The sequence below is a fragment of the Gluconobacter japonicus genome, from assembly GCF_002723975.1.
GTDB classification, from domain to species: Bacteria; Pseudomonadota; Alphaproteobacteria; order Acetobacterales; family Acetobacteraceae; genus Gluconobacter; species Gluconobacter japonicus.
The window spans coordinates 121,193-140,753 of record NZ_BEWO01000004.1; the positions used below are offsets into that span (position 1 = coordinate 121,193).

Genomic DNA, 19,561 nt, shown 5'->3' on the forward strand with positions numbered 1-19,561 from the left:
GAGAGATCGGACGAACACCACCATACTTAATATTTTCGTCCCCCATGGCAGGGGTCCGGGTACGGCTCACGTGCAAGGTAACCTCCAAACACGTTTCAGAAGCCGTACAAGCAGCTCTCTGCAGCTCTTGAAGCTGCAGATGGCGTCTGGGGAAAATTAGCCCACGTTTCGGAGGGCTACACTCTCCTGACGCAGGATATCAATCGGCACCATCTGCCCGTCACGCTCGAAGAACCAGAACGTCCACCCGTTGCAGGACGGCGCATTCGTTAGCATTGCGCCCAGCTTGTGAATGGACCCCCGCTGATTGCCAGACACGAGCGTTCCATCAGGCGTCACCGTCGCCTTCAGGCGTTTCTGACGGTCATAGAGAACTGTTCCAGCAGGCAGAACACCTGTTTCCACGAAACTGCCAAACGGAATACGCGGCATCTCGCGCTTCGCCGGCGTGACGGCGATTTGCTCGGAGGTCAGGCGTTCTTCACGCGCCACACGCTCCCGCGCAGCCTTCACATAATCCGGATGACGCTCGATGCCGACATAATGACGTCCCAGCCGCTTGGCGACGGCAGGCGTTGTGCCGCTTCCGCAGAACGGATCCAGCACGACATCTTCCACATTCGTGGACGCCACAAGCACACGATGCAGCAGGCTCTCAGGCTTCTGGGTGGGATGCAGCTTCAGGCCATGCTCGTTCTTCAGGCGCTCGTTGCCCGTGCAGAGCGGCAGATACCAGTCGGACCGCATCTGAAGATCATCATTCAGCGCTTTCATGGCCTGATAGTTGAACCGATACCGGCTCTGCGGGCTTTTGGCGGCCCAAATCATGGTTTCGTGGGCATTCGTGAAACGACGCCCACGGAAGTTCGGCATGGGGTTGGATTTGCGCCAGATGATATCGTTCAGGATCCAGAAGCCAAGATCCTGAAGGATAGCGCCCAGACGGAACACGTTGTGATAGGAGCCGATCACCCAGATCGTGCCGTCCTTGTCCAGAATACGATGTGCTTCGGACAGCCATTCCCGCGTAAACTTGTCATAGGCGGAATAGTCGTCGAACTTGTCCCAGGCGTCATCAACACCATCGACAACCGTCTCATCCGGGCGACGCAGTTCGCCACGAAGCTGAAGATTATATGGCGGATCGGCAAAGATGCAGTCCACACTGCCATCTGGCAGGGTCTTCATCGTTTCCACGCATTCACCACGCAGGATCTGGTCCACGGGAAGTTCGCCGGTCATGCTGCGTGCGCCTTTGCTTCAATCATGTTTCGGATCGGCGCAAATCCGCGCCTGTGATGGGGCGTAACGCCCCGAATTTTCAGACCGCTCATATGAATGGCAGTGCCGTAACCGGCATTGCGCTCCCACCCATAGGCGTCGTGCCGAACAGCAAGACGGGCCATCAGACGGTCGCGTGTAATTTTTGCGATAATGGATGCTGCTGCGATGGAAAGACTGATGCCATCTCCGCCAATCACCATCTGAATGGGGCACGGCAGCTTCGGGGCGTGCTTGCCATCAACCAGAGCCAGATCAGGCATCCGGCCAAGCCGGTCTAATGCCCGACGCATGGCGAGATGGCAGGCCTGAGCAATATTGATTTTTTCGATTTCGGTTACGGAAGCAGCGCCGATACCCGTCAGAATATCCGGCGTCTGCATGAGCAGGTCATAGGCGACCATGCGCCGCTTTGCCGTGAGCTTCTTGGAATCATCCAGAAGAGCCGAGAGTTTCTCATCAGGCTTGGACGTGAAAGCAACAGCAGCAGCAACCACAGGTCCCGCCAGAGGACCACGCCCTACTTCGTCGATCCCGACGACCAACCCTCCATGGGCGGCTTCAAGGGCGTAATCTGGCATTCCTGAACTGCTCCCCGACCGATCCGGTCAATAAACTGACTACCGAATCGGTTTTGAATCATGGCGACTCGAAAGGGAAGCCCAAAAATGGGTTATTTTTCAGAATAAGCTGTCAAGTGTGTTCCGAAAGACTCTTTCCAGCCGCTTCAGAGGTTCTCTTGGTCTCCGTCTCCATCCGCCGGCGCCGTTGACTGAACAGATCCTGATGCGTGGTGTGCATGTCTCGCCTGCTCACGGATTTCGGGAAAACGGGCAATCGTATCTCCAATGTTGAACACCAGGAGAACCAGACTGACCACCAGCAACGACATCCCTTTCCCAACAACCTGACGACGACGCCAGAAATAGCCAGGCAGAAACAGCCACCACCAGAAACCCGGCGGTGTATTTCCTGCTTCCCGGATGGCATTCCGATCCAAGGTAAATGCTGTAAAAAACAACCCCAGAACCAGAAGCCCGACGATGCCGTTAGTATTCATGCGAGCGGCCTCAGGAACATGTCGCCAGTCCATGATATAAAGTGTCATTCGTCCCATGAGCCATGGGCCAACCAGAAGCACCCAGGCCCAGTGTTCCGACACTTCCGCCTTCGGTCTCAGAAAGCCGGTCAACGGGGACACCAGTCCGGCAGCTGAAGCCGGTCGCCAGCTATCGCCAAACGACGGATTCCAGACCAGTGTTTCCGGCCGGATACGCTGCTGCATGATCAGGCGTAAAATTTCTTCACGGGAAACAGGGCCAGACTGTTGCCCATTGTTCTCGTAAAACCAGTCCATAAAAATAAAGCCTCCCGGATTACTCCGGAAGGCTTCTAACACACGAAGTCATTCGTGCGCGAAATTAGCTGCTCTTACGACCGAACAGCAGACCACCGATAATCATGCCAACAACGGTCGCAATGACGACGGAAATCAGCGGGCGATCCTGAACAAAGGCCGTTGCAGCCTCAAGTTTCGTTTCACCTTCATCATACAGATCGGCGAATTCCTGCTGGGCCATACCCGAAAGCTGATCGAACTTGCCCTCAGCCTGGGTTGCCGTGTCGCCGGTCAGACCACCGATACCGTCCTTGATCTTGCCCTTGGCTTCGTCGAGAAGGCCTTCAGCCTTGGTTGTCGTCGTATCAGCCATGTGTCTCTCCTGTCTCCGGATATGATCCGTTCCTGGTCTTAACGACCTGCGAACCATAGGGTTGCCTCAAGAATATGGTGCGATCATGAAATGGAGCAAGAGAGTAATATCCTGAAAAAGCAACTTGTTAAGGCCAATGGTTTCAGAACCGTTTCCAAACCTGAACAGGATTTAAGGTCTTGTCATGGCAGGGTTGCACAGCCTGCACTATAGAAGAATGACTGACAAAGGGGTGCCCTTCTCAAGCACATCCGGATCCAAGTGTACGGGAAAGACAGAACGATTATGGACGAGCAGACGGCCGGCTCCAGCGACCGCCACCAGAGCAGCAACGCCCAGCCCCTTCCCGCCGCCCGACGTCCCCGTCGGCGCTGGCTCCTCTGGGGGATCGTCGTTCTTGTTCTCCTGCTGATTCTTTTTGCGGTCCTCCGTCCGCACGGAAGGAACGCCGGAGGCGGACACAAGGGCCAATCCGGCGATACACAGCCGGTCGCCGTCGCCACAGTTCATACCGGCGACATGCCAGTAGTTCTTCAGCTTCTCGGCACGGTCGTCCCCGTCACCAACGTCACGATTACCCCTCGTGTCAGCGGCCATATTCTGGACGTGTATTACCAGGAAGGTCAGCACGTTAAGAAGGGCGACGAACTGGAACTGATCGATCCACGCCCCTATGAGGCGACACTGGCGCAATACAAAGGCACTCTCGCCGCAGATCGCGCCCAGCTTGAGAAGGCACGCGTGGACAATGCGCGTTACCAAAAGCTGATCCGTCAAAACTCCACATCAGCCATGACGGCACGGGATCAGGAATTCACAGTCCAGCAGTTGGAAGGCACCGTAAAGTTCGACGAAGCCAATGTCCGCAATGCCGAACTGAACGTGATGTACTGCCACATCATTGCGCCCGTTGATGGACGCGTCGGTATCCGCGTGCTGGATAAAGGAAACTACGTTGCCGCGGGTCAGTCTGGGGGTCTGACGATCCTGACTCAGATGGAACCGATTTCCGTTATCTTCACTGTTCCGCAGAATCAGATCGGCCCCGTTGCTGACAGGCTGCATGACGTCAGTGAACTCCCAGTCGAAGCCTGGAACAGCGACAACACCCAAAAAATCGCCGATGGCACCGTGAAGGCTCTGGACAGTCAGATCGACACTTCAACCGGTACGGTCCGTATGCGTGGCATCTTCACCAATGAAGATGAGCGCCTGTTCCCGAACGAATTCGTCAACGCACACCTGCTTGTCAAGACGCTGCATAATGCTCTGATTGTTCCAGGCAATGCGCTCCAGACCGGTCCCGACGGCCAGTTCCTCTACGTCGTCCAGCCAGACATGACGGTGAAGGACGTCCCCGTGAAGGTGGGTGAGACCGACGACAGCAATGCCGTCATCCTTTCCGGTGTAAAGGCTGGAGACCGTGTGGTGACCGACGGTGTCAGCCATCTGCGCCCTGGCCAGAAGGTGTCGATCCCGGATACGTCCACCAACCAGACCGCTGCCGCAGAAGCCAAGACGGCCGAAACCCATCATCGCCACAGCAACGGCCAGCAGAGCACTGATGCTGCCAAGCACAGCAATGATCCTTCTGCCCCCGATGCCGCTGGCACTCACTGACCGTTCACAGGGAACAGCAAGACCGTGAATCCGTCCCGCCTGTTCATCGAACGTCCGGTTGCCACCAGCCTCCTGATGTTCGCCATCCTGCTGAGCGGTCTGCTCGGCTACCATTTTCTGGCTGTTTCAGCGCTTCCTCAAGTCGAGTATCCGACGATTACGGTCTCGACTTCCTATCCGGGCGCCGGACCAGACGTGATGAGTACATCCGTCACCGCTCCGCTTGAAACGCAGCTTGGTCAGATGCCCGGCCTGGACCAGATGACCTCCCAGTCGTCTGGCGGCGCATCGGTTATTACCCTGCGTTTTGGCCTCGATATGTCCATGGATGTGGCGGAGCAGGAAGTTCAGGCGGCGATCAACAACGCAACGTCCCTGCTCCCGACGGATCTTCCAGCCCCTCCGATCTACGCCAAGGTCAACCCGGCAGACACACCCGTTCTGACACTCGGCATCACGTCCAAAACGATGCCGCTTCCGGAAGTGGAAGACTACGTCAACACGCGTCTTGAGCAGAAAATCAGTCAGATTTCCGGCGTTGGTCTCGTGACGCTATCCGGCGGAAATCGCAAGGCGTATCGCATTCAGGTCAACATCCCGAAGCTGACCTCCTACGGCATCGCCATCGACACCCTGCGCACCATCATCACAACCGTCAACGTCAACTCCCCGACAGGGACTTTTGACGGCCCCAAGCGCTCGACATCACTTCGTATCGACGGACAGATCCAATCCGTGGCGCAGTTGATGAATCAGGTCATTGCTTATCAGAACAATGGTCCGATCCGCGTGCGAGACGTCGCCACCGTTGTGGAAGGCGCCGAGAACAGCCAGCTTGCAGCATGGTCGAATGGAACGCCTGCCCTGATCCTGAACGTACAGCGCCAGCCCGGCGCTAACGTCATCGGAGTTGTGGACAATGTTCTGCGCATTCTTCCGCAACTCAAGCAGGACCTGCCGCCCGGTATTGAAATCACACCCCTGACGGACCGGACCACGACCATTCGAGCCTCTGTCGAAGATGTGGAATACGAGCTTGGCCTGGCCATGGTGCTCGTTGTTGGCGTGATTTTCGTCTTCCTGCGCAACGTCCCCGCTACAATCATTCCAAGCCTCTCGGTCCCACTGTCACTCGTAGGCACGATGGCCGCGATGTACCTGCTTGGCTTCTCGCTCGATAACCTGTCGTTGATGTCCCTGACCATTGCGACAGGCTTCGTGGTCGATGACGCCATCGTGGTGATCGAAAACATTGCGCGTTACATTGAAGCTGGCGAAGACCGTTATACTGCCGCTCTCAAGGGTGCCGGCGAAATCGGGTTTACGATCATCTCGCTAACCGTTTCGCTAATCGCAGTACTAATCCCGCTGCTGTTCATGAAGGATGTCGTAGGGCGTCTGTTCCACGAATTCGCCATGACGCTGTCGATCACCATCGTCATCTCCGCCATCGTGTCCATTACACTGGTCCCGATGATGTGCGCGCGGATGTTGACGGATACGCACGCTCCCTCCGCAAGCCACGGCCTTTGGGGGCGTCTGTCCAACGCAACCGAGCGCGGTATCAACGGCATGATCGCGCTTTATGGTCGTTGGCTTGATGTTGTGCTTCGTTTCCGCGGGCTGACGCTTCTGGTTACGCTGGGAACAATCATTCTGACGGGTGCTCTCGCCTATACGATCCCGAAAGGCTTCTTTCCAACTCAGGATACCGGCGTCGTGCAGGGTATCTCGGTCATGTCGCAGGCGATTTCTTTTGAAGGCATGAAGGACCGTCAGCAGGCCCTTGGGGCGGAAATTCTTAAAGACCCTGACGTCGCCAGCATCTCGTCTTTTGTAGGCATCGATGGCCAGAACATGACGATGAATGTGGGGCGTTTCCTGATCAATCTGAAACCCCGCACCGATCGCACATCTGACCTGACAACCATCCTTCACCGTCTGGGTCAGCTCGGCCAGAATGTGGTTGGAACGCAGCTTTTCGTTCAGCCTATTCAGGATCTGTCACTGGATTCCTCGATCTCCGCAACCCAGTACCAGTTCATGCTGGAAAACCCGGACTATGATACCTTCAAAACGTGGGTGCCGAAGTTTGTGGCTGAACTACAGAAAGAACCCTCCCTCGCGGATGTGACATCCGATCTTCAGGCCGAAGGTCTGGTGGCCCAGCTTTCCCTCGATCGGGCCACGGGCGCACGTTATTCCATCACCCCACAGACGGTCGATAACCTTCTCTATGACAGCTACGGCCAGCGCCAGATCTCCACGATCTACACACAGGCCAACCAGTATCGTGTCATTCTGGAAGCTCTGCCGGAGCTTCAGAACGATCTGACGTCTCTGGATCAGCTCTATCTGCCAGGAATTTCGTCCGAAGCCGGAGGCAGCACATCAGGACCTACACGCCAGCCAACGTCTGGTTTGGTGCCCCTCAAGCAGGTCACAACCATCACGCACAGTCTGGCTCCTCTGCTCATCAGCCATTACGGACAGTTCCCGGCCACAACCATTTCGTTCAACGTCGCCAAGGGATACTCCCTGGGGGCAGCGACGAATGCCATTGAGCGTGTAGAGCAGAGCATCGGCCTGCCGCCTGCCTTCCAGACCGCATTCCAGGGAACAGCAGCCGCATTCCGCTCGTCCCTGACCAATGAAATCTGGCTGGTCATGGCGGCCGTCATCGCGGTCTATATCGTGCTGGGTATTCTCTATGAGAGCTTCATCCACCCGATCACGATCCTGTCCACGCTACCGTCCGCCGCCATCGGGGCGCTGATTGGTCTGTATCTGTTCGGGATGGATCTCGACATCATGGGGATCATCGGCATCGTGCTGCTGATCGGCATTGTGAAAAAAAATGCCATCATGATGATCGACTTCGCCCTTGAAGCGGAACGTCTAGAGGGACACACACCTCTGGAAGCCATCCGGCAGGCCGCATTGTTGCGTTTCCGCCCCATCCTGATGACAACACTCGCCGCATTGTTCGGTGCCCTGCCTCTGATGCTGAGTCATGGCGTCGGATCAGAACTGCGTCGCCCTCTGGGTGTCGCCATCGTTTGTGGCCTGATGCTGTCGCAGATGCTGACCCTGTTCACCACACCGGTCATCTACCTGTTCATGGACGGTATCGGCCGCAGAACCCGTGGATTGCTACAACGCTATCAGGCCAGCCGGACACCTTCTCCAAGCCCGCATAGCAACCCGTGAATCTGATCCGCCTCTTCGTCATGAGGCCAGTCGGGACAACCCTTCTGGCCATTGCGCTCGTGATCGCCGGTATTCTGGGCTATTTCAGCCTTCCCGTTGCCGACCTCCCGAACGTGGACTTTCCAGTCATCATGGTGATGGCGAACCAGCCTGGCGGCTCTCCCTCCGAGATCGCCAGCACGGTTGCCGCCCCGCTGGAGCGCCATCTGGGCGCGATTTCGGGCGTAACAGAAATGACGTCTGAATCTACTGTCAACCAGACGCGCATCACACTTCAGTTCGATCTCTCCCGAGACATCAATGGCGCGGCGCGGGATGTAGAGTCAGCATTGCAGAGCGCAAGACAGGACCTTCCCTCCACTCTTCGCACCAACCCGACCTACGACAAGGCCAATTCCAACGGGCCTCCAGTCGTTGCCATGACATTGACGTCCGATACCCGGACACCACAGGAACTCTACGAATTTGCAAGCAATGTCCTGACCCAGCAGCTCAGCCAGGTTGAAGGCGTCGGAGAAGTTGAAATTCGAGGCAGTTCCCTGCCCGCCGTTCGTGTCGAGCTGAACCCGTTACGCCTGTTTCGCTACGGTATCGGGTTCGAAGACGTCCGAGCAGCTCTCGCGTCAGCAAATGCCCACACCCCTAAAGGCTTCATTGACTCGCACGGCACCCGCCTGATGCTGTCCACGAACGACCAGGCCAGCAAAGCCGAAGACTATCGCGGACTGGTCATTGCCTATCGCAACAGTCAGCCTGTGCGCCTGACAGATGTTGCAGACGTCAATGACAGTGTCGAGGATCTGCGCCAGACGGGCTTTCACAACGGCCAGCGTGCAATCATCTGCACAGTCTTCACGCAGGGAGGAGCCAACGTCATCAAGACGGTGGATGGTATCCGTAGCCGTCTGCCCATTCTTCAGTCTGCATTGCCGGGCAACACCCATCTCAACGTCATGATCGACCGGTCAAAAACCATCCGGGCGTCTCTGAACGATACGAAGCAGACCCTGATTATTGCCGTTGTGCTCGTCGTCATTGTCGTTCTGCTGTTCCTGCGCAGCTTCTCAGCCATTCTCATCCCGGCCGTCGTCGTCCCCGTGTCCATTATCGGAACATTCGGCGCCATGGCGCTGATGGGATACCAGCTCGACAACATGTCTCTGATGGCCCTGACCATCTCCACAGGCTTCGTGGTCGATGACGCCATCGTCGTGCTTGAAAACATCACCCGCTACATGGAGATGGGCCATGAACGCGTGGAAGCCTCCATCCTTGGGGCCAGTGAAGTAGCCTTCACGGTTCTCTCCATCACAGTATCCCTGGTTGTCGTGTTCGCCCCCATCATGTTCATGGGGGGCGTTGCCGGACGTCTGTTCCATGAATTCGCGATGGTGATGGTCATTACCCTGACCATCTCACTGGTGCTGTCGCTGTCGCTGACGCCGATGTTGAGCGCCATGATCCTCAATGTCACACCCGCCAACAGCCAGACACTCTGGGGAAAGATCGGCTCTCTTCTGGAAAGAGCGATCGACGGTATTGCCAAAGGATATGATCGCTCTCTGGGCTGGGGTCTGCGACACCCTTTCCTGATTGTTCTTTCCCTTCCCGCCACACTTCTTCTGGCAGGCATTCTCTTTGTAAAAATGCCCAAGGGCTTCTTCCCGTCTGAAGACACGGGGCAACTCATGGGTCGACTGGTCGCGGACCAGTCCGTGTCGTTCCAGTCTTTGAAAGCGCTTGCCGCCCGCGCCATGAAAGTCGTGGCCGCGGATCGGGATGTGGCTGGTGTCATGGGCGGCGCAGGCGGCCGCTCCGCGAATTCAGCCAATATGTTCATTGCTCTCAAACCCAAAGAAGAACGCAAGGACAGCCTGGCCAGAACCGTTCAACGCCTCAACAGAGCTTTCGCCAATGTCCCGGGAGCCCAGTTGCGCCTGATGGCACCGGGAGCCGTCCGGGTCGGCGCACGGTCTGGAGATGCGTCCTATCAGTATTCTTTGGAAGGACCTTCGGCAGAAGAGCTTTACGAGTGGACGCCCAAAATCGTGGCCGCCCTCTCCAGAATTCCCCTGCTGATGAATGTATCATCCAACGTGGAAGAAGGCGGTCAGGCTATCGCGATTGCCATCAACCGCGATATGAGTTCCCGATATTCCATCACTCCACAGCTGATTGCCAACACGCTCTATGATGCCTTCGGACAGCGTTCAGCATCCGTCATCTACGGCTCCCTGAACCAGTATCATGTGGTTATGGAAGTTGCGCCGCATTACTGGGAGAACTCCGAAACGCTGAAGCAGATGTGGGTCAGCGCATCCGGCGGTACGGCGACAGGGGGAACATCCTCCAACAATCTCCGCGTCAGAGCCAGCACGACATCCAGCACCCTCTCCCAGAGCGAACAATCTTACCTGAACTCCGTGGCCAACGCACTCGCTGGCGGTAAATCTGCGTCAAGCGGATCTGCTGTAACGACCAGTTCCGAAAAGATGGTTCCTCTTGGGGTACTGGGTCATCAACGCATGACCAATACGGCGCTGACAGTGAATCATGATGGCCTGTCCGTCGCCACAACGGTGTCTTTCGATCTGGCGCCCGGCGCCTCGCTGGGCCCGGCCGTTCAGGCCGTCGAAGCCGCCATGGTCAAACTTCATGTCCCACCCACCATTCATGGAGGCTTTGCAGGGAATGCGGCTGCGTTCCAGAAATCCGTCAGCGATGAGCCTTTGCTCATCCTCGCGGCCCTGGCTGCGGTCTACATCGTTCTGGGCATCCTCTATGAAAGCCTCATTCACCCGTTGACCATTCTGTCGACACTTCCCTCCGCAGGTGTTGGCGCATTGCTGGCTCTACAGGTCTTCGGGCAGGAATTCTCACTGATGGCCATGATCGGCGTTATTCTGCTGATCGGTATCGTGAAGAAAAACGCCATCATGCTGATCGATTTCGCCCTGGTGGCGCAACGTGAAGGAGCGACGGCACTGGAAGCCATTCATAAAGCCAGCGTCCTGCGTTTCCGTCCTATCCTCATGACGTCTCTTGCTGCCGCCTTTGGTGCTGTTCCGCTTGTTTTCGGCAATGGATACGGTAGCGAACTGCGGCGGCCTCTCGGCATTGCCATTCTCGGCGGCCTGATGGTCAGCCAACTTCTAACGCTCTACAGCACGCCCGTCGTGTTTCTCTATCTCGATCGTTTTGGAAAGATGCTCGGTCGCGTCCGGCATCATTTTGCCACCCTGCTTCACATCTCGCCCCGGGAAACGGAAATCTGATGACCGCCCTTCGCATGCCTTCCCTGCGCACCCTTCTTCTGGGAGCCGCATCCCTGCCTTTCCTGAGCGGCTGCATGGTCGGACCGAATTATCATCGTCCTTCGGCAGTGATCTCCGCACATTTCAAGGAAGCCCCCCCTCCTGCGGGCTGGAACAAGGCTCAGCCAGATCTGGCCCTTATGCCCAAAGGGGACTGGTGGACAATCTTCAACGATCCTCTTCTGAACGATCTTGAAGAACGTGTCGCAACGTCTAACCAGAGCCTGAAGGAATATGAGGCACAATATCGCAAGGCTGCGGCAACCATCAATTCCATCAAAGCCAGCCTGTACCCAACCCTGAGCGGCAATTTCAGCTTCAATCGCAATTCTCAGGGTAGCAGCGCGACCAGCACCAGTGGCGGCTTCACCTACAGTTCCTCCCAATCCTATACGAGCAATACATGGGCCACTGGTCCATCTGCCAGTTGGACCGTGGACGTCTGGGGCAAAGTACGCCGACAGGTCCAGGAGCAGGTTGCGGCCACACAAGGTGATGCGGCCCTTGTTGCCAGTATGCGCCTGTCTTACCAACTGACGCTGGCACAGGATTATTTCAGCCTCCGCTATCAGGACAGCCTGATTGATCTTTATACACGCAATGTCGGCCTCTATCGGGACAACCTGAAAATCCTGCAAAATCAGCTCGAAGCTGGCGTTGCAGATCCTACCAGTGTCCTACAGGCCAAATATCTTCTGCAATCAACAGAAGCCAGTCTGGCCAATGCTCATATCGCACGCGCGCAGTATGAACATGCTATTGCGATGCTAACGGGTCGGGCACCAGCAGATGTAACTATCGCAACGGCTCTTCTTCCAAAGACCCTGCCCCCAGCGCCTGTCGCCCTCCCCTCCATGATCCTAGAACGCCGCCCAGACGTTGCTCAGGCTGAACGGAACATGGAAGCGTACAATGCAGAAATCGGTTATGCGATTGGCGCTTTCTTCCCAGAAATTACCTTGTCCGCTTCTTACGGCTATAGCGGAAACCCTCTCCAGCAACTGATCCAGACAGCCACACGAACTTGGGGCCTCGGCGCTGCCGCAACCCAGACCATTTTCCAGGGTGGCGCACGAACCGCGGCAGTCCGGGAAGCCGAAGCTGATTACGATAATGCGGTGGCCACTTATCGCCAGACCGTTCTGGCGGCCATGCAGGACACGGAAGACCATATGTCCAACCTGCATTATCTGGCCCAACAACTGACACTTCAGAACCAAGCCGTTGAGAGCGCTCAGGCTGCTGTTCGCGTGTCCATGAATGAATATCTTGCTGGCACCCAGATCTACACCACCGTTATCACCGCCCAGCAGACCGCACTGCAATACGAAGAGACCCAGCTCAATATCCGGCAGCAGCAATTCAATTCCGAAGTGGCTCTTCTGACAGATCTCGGAGGCGGCTGGAGCACAAAAGACCTGCCAACCAAAGCGTCTCTCCAAATGGACAACCCGCTTCTTCCGTCCTTTATCCAGAAAGACAAGAACGGTCGATAAACACAAAAAGGGCGGGACCTTCCGGTACCCGCCCTTTTTTATACCCGTCTAGGGCACTGACACATGTCCTTAGAGAGCATGAAGTCCGGCAACACCTGCAAGAATTGCCAGAACAGCCAGAACCAGGAAGATAATGAAAAACAGCTTCGCAATACCTGCTGTTGCTGCAGAAATTCCTGAAAAGCCGAATACGCCGGCAATGATGGAAATGATGAAGAAAACGATAGCATAGTGCAGCATGGAACATGATCCTTGAATAACAGGTCGTGGTCATGTCGTAACGTCCTATGCCTCAGGAAGGTTTCTTTCCCGAAAAAACAGCTCGCCCCAAGAGCAACCCACTGGCGAATGCGGCCGAAAGCAAGAAAAACGGCTGATCCGCCATCAGGTCTGCCATAAGAGCACGGCTCTCTTTTAGAAATGTGCACGTTTTTTTCTTCATGCTGTCACAATCTACGAGACGATCAGCACCGTCCTGCAAAGAAGAAACCGTTTCATCCAGATATGATGCGAGATCTGCATCCATAATGTTGCACTCCATAATCAACGTATCCAATACATACAAAAACAGGGGCAGTTCGAAAACGAACTGCCCCCACTCTTTGACGGTCGAGCAACAATCTGATGTTGATGGCCTCAGTGGCCGACAGCAGTCGTAGCCTCACCGCGCGCCGTCGCTTCTTCTGTATACCGTCGCGCCTCTGGAGAAATCTTGAGAGCCAAGGTCATACCAGCTGAAGCAAGATAGATCACGGCGAATGTCCAGATCACATAGCTCATGCCAGGACCAAAGATCGCCCCACACAGGGAGACGATAGCAGGCCCGACCCATGTTGACGCACCCGCACCCAAACCCAGAATGGAAAGCGCAGCGGCTTTTTCACGAGGACAAATCTGCGGCATGAGCCCAGAAAGCGGGACAAACGCAGCCACTGTTGCTCCGTAGAAAATACCTGCAGCAGCAACAGCCCAGAAATTCCCCGGGAACCAGAGCGGAACATAATAGAACAGAGGAATGGCAACGAAGCCACCAATGCCACCAAAAACCGACACAACAAACCGATGCCCTAAGGTATCGGCAACCATACCAGACACAAGGTTAAACAGGATGTTGCTCAGGAAGATCAACGACAGCAGGTTCAGCCATTGTTCAAGCGTGAAGTGTAGCTGATCCACGAAGAACGCTGGCATAATGGCAAGAAAAGCATACTCAGACGAGGTATCAATGATGCGAACAATACCCGCAATCGTCGTCTTCGGCTCACGCCACATAATGCTAAGAGAACCGAAAAAAATGTCCTTTGTCGGAATATGATCCGGCAGCAGACGCTTTTTCCCCGTTGGCTCATGTGTAAACAGGAGCGCTACCAAGCCACCAATAATGACCAGCCCCAACGAACACCAGAACGTCTTGAGCTCGCCAATTTGGGGAATGGTGTAACGAGCGAACTGCGATCCCAACGTTGGAAGACCTGCAGAAAACGAAAACCAGAACCAACCCGCAGCCGATCCCAGCATGGCCGCAGGCGTTGCAGCCGCGATCCAAACCAGAAAACCATACGCGAATAGCGGATAGGCAAACCCACGCAACGTATAGAAAAGAAGGATCATCGGGCCATTGTTTGGACCCAGACCGAACGTCAGAAAACCGACTTCCAGAATGGCCCACAGAATCAGACCCAGCCACATAACTTTTTTCGGTCCCATCAGATCAGACAGCGGGCCTGAAAACCACGCCGCAATCATGACCGTGATGCCGTAGAAAGTGAAAAGTTCGTTGACGAAGCCTTGGGAATGACCGTGATGCAGCATGTAAGTGTCAAGATAACCGGCTTCAACACCGTCCCCGACCATGAATAGAAGCTGACCAACAAAAGCCCAGAAAAGGGCGCGTGGGATGCCAAGAATTTCCGCTAGCCCGCGTTTTGGTGCGGCTGTTTCGGACATGTTCATGCTCTCCAGGCGTAGGCGCGTCACGAACCTGCTTCGACCTCATTGCCGAAACAGATATGGGATGCGTCGTTGCGGGCCCTACGAGAGTGCTCGGACCCGTTTCTCAAAATGATGCAGGACAGCGAGGACAGCAACTTGCCGACACTCAGAAAAGGCACTTTCCTCGCCCTAAAGGGCGAGAGAAAAACAGCCGGTCAAAAAACCAGACGTGAATCGTCCTGCAAGAGATGTGGCAAAACTACACACTCGGCACAGAGTTGTGAACCTTAGAATAAAAAAAAGGCCGGTGCATTGCTGCACCGGCCTTTTCCTGTTCCCGAAGAACAAAGCCTCAGGCGGTTTCCTGCTCTTCTGCAACCGGCTTCGGACCGCTGTCCTGACCCTTGGCATCGACATCGCGTTCGACGAGTTCAATGACAGCCATGTCAGCGTTGTCGCCGTAACGAACGCCAGCCTTCAGCACGCGGGAATAACCGCCAGCGCGTGCCTTATAACGCTCAGCAACGGTGCTGAAGAGCTTGCTGACAACAGCCTCATCACGCAGCTGAGCGAAAGCCTGACGACGAGCGTGCAGGTTACCGCGCTTGCCGAGTGTGATCAGCTTTTCAACAACCGGGCGAAGTTCCTTCGCCTTCGGCAGCGTCGTCGTGATCTGCTCGTGCTTGATGAGTGCGACAGCCATGTTGCGGAACATGGCAGCGCGGTGAGAAGAGGTGACATTGAGCTTACGCCCACTCACACCATGACGCATTGCTAGTTTTCCTTACCTTAGAAGTTCTCAGAACGTCTCATCGAGACGCTTGGCCAGATCCTCGATGTTCTCGGGCGGCCAGGCCGGAACGCTCATGCCGAGCGACAGCCCCATACCGGTGAGAACTTCCTTGATCTCGTTGAGCGACTTACGCCCGAAGTTCGGCGTACGGAGCATTTCCTGTTCGGACTTCTGCACCAGATCGCCGATATAAACAATATTGTCGTTCTTGAGACAGTTGGCGCTACGCACCGAAAGTTCAAGCTCGTCAACCTTGCGAAGAAGATTACGGTTGAACGGCAGGTCATCCTGCGGCTCTTCATGCTGGACCGGACGCGGTTCATCAAAGTTGATGAACAGCTGAAGCTGATCCTGAAGAATACGCGCAGCGAGAGCCAGACTGTCCTCTGGCGTTACAGCACCATTCGTTTCCACCGTCAGCAGCAGCTTGTCATAGTCAGTGACCTGACCAACACGGGTCTGCTCGACCTTGTAAGACACGCGACGAACCGGCGAGTAGATAGCATCAATCGGGATCATACCGATCGGTGCGTCTTCCGGACGATTTGCAGCGGCGGCAACATAACCTTTGCCCATGTTGACGGTGAACTCCATTCCGAGCTTCACACCATCATCAAGAGTGCAGATTACGAGGTCAGGATTCATGATCTCAATGTCATGACCAGCCTGAATCTGCCCAGCCGTTACTTCTCCCGGACCAGTTGCCGTGAGAATCATGCGCTTCGGGCCTTCACCATGCATACGAAGTGCGAGCTGCTTAACGTTCAGGACGATGTCCGTCACGTCTTCGCGCACACCAGGAACTGCAGAGAACTCGTGCAGAACGCCATCAATCTGGATGGCAGTTACTGCCGCGCCCTGAAGGGAAGACAGAAGAATACGACGCAGCGCGTTGCCGAGCGTCATACCGAAGCCGCGCTCCAGCGGCTCCGCCACAACGGTGGCGATGCGCGAAGCAACCGGGCCGGGCTCGACTTCAAGCTTCTCCGGCTTGATGAGGGACTGCCAGTTTTTCTGGAGAACCAAGGTCGTGGCCTTTCAAACAACGAAGCCCGCCAATAAAATTGGCGGCACCTGGCCCGCACGGATCGTGCGGTAGAAGATGCAATCAAAAAACATGCTGCGCACCTTTAACAATGCGCAGCACAGCATCACTCAGACGCGACGACGCTTCCGCGGACGGCAGCCGTTGTGCGGGACTGGTGTCATGTCACGGATGGACGTAATCGTGAAGCCAACAGCCTGCAGCGCGCGAAGAGCACTTTCACGCCCCGAACCCGGACCGGACACTTCGATCTCAAGCGTTTCCATGCCGTGCTCGCGAGCCTTGCGGCCTGCGTCTTCTGCAGCAACCTGAGCTGCATACGGCGTGGATTTACGCGAGCCCTTGAAGCCCTGTGCGCCCGAGGAGGACCATGCAATTGCATTACCCTGCGCGTCGGAGATCGTGATCATGGTGTTGTTGAACGTGGAAAGCACGTGAGCAACGCCAGAGATGATATTCTTGCGCTCTTTCTTACGAATGCGCGGTGCTGCGGCCTTGGCCATAATAGAGGTCGTCCTAAAAGTTAGCGAAAAGCGTCAGAGTGAAGCCATCAGGCGCGAATTAGCGCGTGACCTTCTTCTTGCCAGCAATCGCAACAGCCTTGCCCTTACGGGTACGGGCGTTCGTGTGCGTACGCTGACCGCGGACCGGAAGACCGCGACGATGACGCAGACCGCGGTAGCAGCCCAGATCCATCAGACGCTTGATGTTCATGGCTGTCTCACGACGCAGATCACCTTCGACGCGGTATTCGCCGTCGATCAGTTCACGGACCTTCACGATCTCGTCGTCAGACAGTTCGTTTACGCGCTTCGCATCGGGGATCCCGAGCTTGCTGCAGATTGCCTGTGCCGTCGACGGGCCAATGCCGTAGACATAGCGCAGGGCGATGACCACCCGCTTGTTGGTCGGAATGTTTACGCCGGCAATACGTGCCACGCCAATTCTCCCATCGACGCAGCCTTCAAGGCCGCGTCAGCCTGTTTCATGCCCGGCCGAAACCGGATCGATTGCATCGCAGCTGATGTCAGTCCCAGTCCGATTCCGGAACCCAGGCCGCACTCACGCTGCAGATATGTCGAGGGCGCGCAATATACCGGGCACCCCCCTTGAGTCAAATGCCAATGATCACTTTTGCGTGATCATTGGTCATTCAATCAATTTTTTATCGTTTTCCCGAGGATCGCATCGATTTCAGCACCAACTTCATCGACATCAAGCATCCCATCCACACGCTTTAAGCGTCCAGCCTTCTCATAATATGGAAGGATCGGAGCAGTCTGACGACGATAAATATCAAGCCTCGATCGAACAACGTCCGGATTATCATCCGGGCGACGCGTACCGTCCTCAGCAGTCCGGGAAGCGATCCGCTCTACCAGCTGATCCTCAGCAACATCCAGAAGAATGACGGCGTCAATTTTCAGCCCATCCGTACCCAGCATGGCATCAAGTGCTTCTGCCTGGCTTTCAGTGCGTGGAAATCCATCCAGAATGAAGCCTTGCGAGCAATCCGGCTGTGCAATACGGCCTTGAATCATCTTGACCATAATCGGATCGGGGAGAAATTCTCCCCGCGCCATGATCGCTTTTGCTTCCTGCCCAATCGGCGTTCCCGCAGCAACTTCAGCACGAAGCATATCTCCAGTAGAGATTTGCTTCAGACCGTATAGCTGCTCCAGACGCTTCGCTTGAGTTCCCTTCCCTGCACCAGGAGGGCCTAGAAGAATGATATTCATCGACGCTTGCTTCCTCCTGGACCAGAACTTCTAGATCCACGACTGCGCTGCTTACGGATCAATCCCTGATACTGATGCGCTACCAGATGAGACTGGACCTGTGTCACCGTATCAATCGTAACCGACACGATAATGATCAAGCTTGTCCCACCGAAATAAAATGGCACGTTATACTTGCTGATCAAAATCTGCGGCAAAAGGCAGACAACGACGAGGTAAAGTGCGCCGATAGTCGTCAATCGGGACAGAATACGATCGAAATAGGATGCAGTACTTGCTCCTGGACGGATACCGGGAATGAAACCACCCTGTTTGCGCAGATTCTCGGCCGTTTCTTCAGGGTTGAATGTCACAGCAGCATAAAAATACGAGAAAAACAGGATCATTGCTGCGTAGAACAGCATGTAAAGCGGTTGTCCCTGCCCAAGCTGCTGCCCAAGAACAGAAAGCCAGCCCGGCATATTATGGCCGTTCATAAATCCTGAGATCGTCACTGGGATCAGCAGTACCGAAGAGGCAAAAATCGGCGGAATGACGCCTGCAGTATTCACCTTCAGCGGCATATGCGTGGAATCCCCACCGAACATGCGATTGCCGATCTGACGCTTCGGGTACTGAATAACAACCCGACGCTGTGCCTGCTCCATGAACACGATGAACGCTATGGTCGCAATCGCGAGCACAAGGAAAATCATAACAAAGATCGGCGACAGCGCGCCTGTTCGACCGAGCTCAAAAAGGCTGGCCAGAGCGTGCGGCAGATTTGCGACAATACCTGCGAAGATGATCAACGAGATACCGTTGCCAACCCCACGAGACGTGATCTGCTCACCGAGCCACATCAGGAACATCGTCCCACCCACCAGCGTAACAACACAGGAGGCGATAAAGAACATTCCAGGCATAACTACAGCGCTGGCGCCGTGAGAGGTCATGTTTTCCAGTCCGACGGCGATGCCATAGGCCTGGAACAGCGCGATGAAAACAGTAAGATACCGCGTATACTGGTTAAGCTTCTTACGACCGGCCTCACCTTCCTTCTTCATGGCTTCCATCGAAGGTAAAGCCGTAGAGAGAAGCTGAATAATGATGGAGGCACTGATGTAAGGCATGATGTTCAGGGCGAACACAGTCATGCGTCCGAGAGCGCCACCCGTGAACATGTCGAACATGCCCAGAATGCCACCCTGATGCTGTGCCAGCAGCTGACCCATCACCGTCGCATCAACACCAGGAACAGGAATGTATGTTCCCAGTCGGTAAACGATGAGAGCCAGAAGCGTAAACCAGATACGCTTCTTGAGTTCAGTCGCCTTGGCAAAGGAACTCATATTGAGATTGGCGGCGAGCTGCTCTGCTGCGGAAGCCATCCACCTGTCCTTTCATGAAAACAGCGCCACCGCACATCTGCACGGGACG

16 protein-coding genes are annotated in these 19,561 nt (G+C 55.6%); 4 read left to right on the top strand and 12 right to left on the bottom strand.

What is annotated here, in order from left to right:
- Positions 1-156: 156 nt before the first annotated feature.
- The 4 genes from GJA01_RS04080 to GJA01_RS04095 form a co-directional block, all read right to left on the bottom strand.
- Entirely contained in the window at positions 157-1,242 is a 1,086-nt protein-coding gene (locus tag GJA01_RS04080) for a site-specific DNA-methyltransferase (protein ID WP_062503701.1), read from the bottom strand.
- The gene (locus GJA01_RS04085) at positions 1,239-1,862 is read right to left on the bottom strand and encodes a ribonuclease HII (RefSeq protein WP_062503702.1); all 624 of its coding nucleotides are present in this window, start codon (positions 1,860-1,862) and stop codon (positions 1,239-1,241) included. Before GJA01_RS04085 ends, GJA01_RS04080 begins: the two co-directional genes overlap by 4 nt.
- A 146-nt stretch (positions 1,863-2,008) precedes the next feature.
- A complete protein-coding gene (locus tag GJA01_RS04090; RefSeq protein ID WP_062503704.1) occupies positions 2,009-2,638 on the bottom strand; it encodes a DUF4339 domain-containing protein in 630 nt (209 codons plus the stop codon).
- 64 nt (positions 2,639-2,702) lie between these two features.
- The gene (locus GJA01_RS04095) at positions 2,703-2,993 is read right to left on the bottom strand and encodes a CsbD family protein (RefSeq protein ID WP_010502078.1); all 291 of its coding nucleotides are present in this window, start codon (positions 2,991-2,993) and stop codon (positions 2,703-2,705) included.
- A gap of 285 nt (positions 2,994-3,278) precedes the next feature.
- Here GJA01_RS04095 and GJA01_RS04100 point away from each other — a divergent pair, with 285 nt between their 5' ends.
- From GJA01_RS04100 to GJA01_RS04115, 4 genes are read left to right on the top strand one after another with little or no spacing between them, the layout of a single operon-like run.
- On the top strand, positions 3,279-4,613 hold the full coding sequence (locus tag GJA01_RS04100; RefSeq protein ID WP_010502081.1) for an efflux RND transporter periplasmic adaptor subunit: 1,335 nt from the start codon (positions 3,279-3,281) through the stop codon (positions 4,611-4,613).
- A 24-nt stretch (positions 4,614-4,637) separates the two neighbouring features.
- Positions 4,638-7,823 (top strand): efflux RND transporter permease subunit, encoded by a 3,186-nt coding sequence (locus GJA01_RS04105; RefSeq protein ID WP_062503706.1) that lies wholly within the window; start codon positions 4,638-4,640, stop codon positions 7,821-7,823.
- On the top strand, positions 7,820-11,098 hold the full coding sequence (locus tag GJA01_RS04110; protein ID WP_062503708.1) for an efflux RND transporter permease subunit: 3,279 nt from the start codon (positions 7,820-7,822) through the stop codon (positions 11,096-11,098). Before GJA01_RS04105 ends, GJA01_RS04110 begins: the two co-directional genes overlap by 4 nt.
- Positions 11,098-12,633 (top strand): efflux transporter outer membrane subunit, encoded by a 1,536-nt coding sequence (locus GJA01_RS04115; protein ID WP_062503710.1) that lies wholly within the window; start codon positions 11,098-11,100, stop codon positions 12,631-12,633. The genes GJA01_RS04110 and GJA01_RS04115 overlap by 1 nt, the downstream gene beginning before the upstream one ends.
- A gap of 69 nt (positions 12,634-12,702) precedes the next feature.
- On the opposite strand, the gene GJA01_RS04120 is transcribed toward GJA01_RS04115, so the two are convergent.
- From GJA01_RS04120 to secY, 8 genes are all read right to left on the bottom strand, one after another.
- Positions 12,703-12,873 carry a DUF1328 domain-containing protein gene (locus tag GJA01_RS04120; protein ID WP_007282750.1) on the bottom strand — a complete coding sequence of 57 codons (171 nt, stop codon included), beginning with the start codon at positions 12,871-12,873 and terminating at the stop codon, positions 12,703-12,705.
- Between the two features lie 396 nt (positions 12,874-13,269).
- Entirely contained in the window at positions 13,270-14,586 is a 1,317-nt protein-coding gene (locus GJA01_RS04130) for an MFS transporter (RefSeq protein WP_010502094.1), read from the bottom strand.
- A gap of 331 nt (positions 14,587-14,917) precedes the next feature.
- Positions 14,918-15,337 (bottom strand): 50S ribosomal protein L17, encoded by a 420-nt coding sequence (gene rplQ / locus GJA01_RS04135; RefSeq protein WP_062503712.1) that lies wholly within the window; start codon positions 15,335-15,337, stop codon positions 14,918-14,920.
- A gap of 27 nt (positions 15,338-15,364) precedes the next feature.
- A complete protein-coding gene (locus GJA01_RS04140; protein WP_007282745.1) occupies positions 15,365-16,384 on the bottom strand; it encodes a DNA-directed RNA polymerase subunit alpha in 1,020 nt (339 codons plus the stop codon).
- A gap of 129 nt (positions 16,385-16,513) precedes the next feature.
- Complete coding sequence (gene rpsK, locus GJA01_RS04145; protein WP_007282744.1) at positions 16,514-16,906, bottom strand: 30S ribosomal protein S11; 393 nt, start codon at positions 16,904-16,906, stop codon at positions 16,514-16,516.
- 58 nt (positions 16,907-16,964) lie between these two features.
- Positions 16,965-17,342, bottom strand: coding sequence for a 30S ribosomal protein S13 (gene rpsM / locus GJA01_RS04150; protein ID WP_010502104.1), 378 nt, complete (start codon positions 17,340-17,342; stop codon positions 16,965-16,967).
- Positions 17,343-17,560: 218 nt separating this feature from the next.
- Positions 17,561-18,142, bottom strand: coding sequence for an adenylate kinase (locus GJA01_RS04155; RefSeq protein WP_010502106.1), 582 nt, complete (start codon positions 18,140-18,142; stop codon positions 17,561-17,563).
- Complete coding sequence (gene secY, locus GJA01_RS04160; RefSeq protein WP_007282741.1) at positions 18,139-19,512, bottom strand: preprotein translocase subunit SecY; 1,374 nt, start codon at positions 19,510-19,512, stop codon at positions 18,139-18,141. Before secY ends, GJA01_RS04155 begins: the two co-directional genes overlap by 4 nt.
- Between the last annotated feature and the right edge of the window lie 49 nt (positions 19,513-19,561).

Bases quoted from the DNA above. Each gene is read 5' to 3' on its own strand.
- rpsK (WP_007282744.1), bottom strand. From the start codon at position 16,906: ATGGCCAAGGCCGCAGCACCGCGCATTCGTAAGAAAGAGCGCAAGAAT.
- GJA01_RS04095 (WP_010502078.1), bottom strand. From the start codon at position 2,993: ATGGCTGATACGACGACAACCAAGGCTGAAGGCCTTCTCGACGAAGCC.
- rplQ (WP_062503712.1), bottom strand. From the start codon at position 15,337: ATGCGTCATGGTGTGAGTGGGCGTAAGCTCAATGTCACCTCTTCTCAC.
- GJA01_RS04115 (WP_062503710.1), top strand. From the start codon at position 11,098: ATGACCGCCCTTCGCATGCCTTCCCTGCGCACCCTTCTTCTGGGAGCC.
- GJA01_RS04080 (WP_062503701.1), bottom strand. From the start codon at position 1,242: ATGACCGGCGAACTTCCCGTGGACCAGATCCTGCGTGGTGAATGCGTG.
- GJA01_RS04130 (WP_010502094.1), bottom strand. From the start codon at position 14,586: ATGAACATGTCCGAAACAGCCGCACCAAAACGCGGGCTAGCGGAAATT.
- GJA01_RS04120 (WP_007282750.1), bottom strand. From the start codon at position 12,873: ATGCTGCACTATGCTATCGTTTTCTTCATCATTTCCATCATTGCCGGC.
- secY (WP_007282741.1), bottom strand. From the start codon at position 19,512: ATGGCTTCCGCAGCAGAGCAGCTCGCCGCCAATCTCAATATGAGTTCC.
- GJA01_RS04100 (WP_010502081.1), top strand. From the start codon at position 3,279: ATGGACGAGCAGACGGCCGGCTCCAGCGACCGCCACCAGAGCAGCAAC.
- GJA01_RS04085 (WP_062503702.1), bottom strand. From the start codon at position 1,862: ATGCCAGATTACGCCCTTGAAGCCGCCCATGGAGGGTTGGTCGTCGGG.
- GJA01_RS04155 (WP_010502106.1), bottom strand. From the start codon at position 18,142: ATGAATATCATTCTTCTAGGCCCTCCTGGTGCAGGGAAGGGAACTCAA.
- GJA01_RS04090 (WP_062503704.1), bottom strand. From the start codon at position 2,638: ATGGACTGGTTTTACGAGAACAATGGGCAACAGTCTGGCCCTGTTTCC.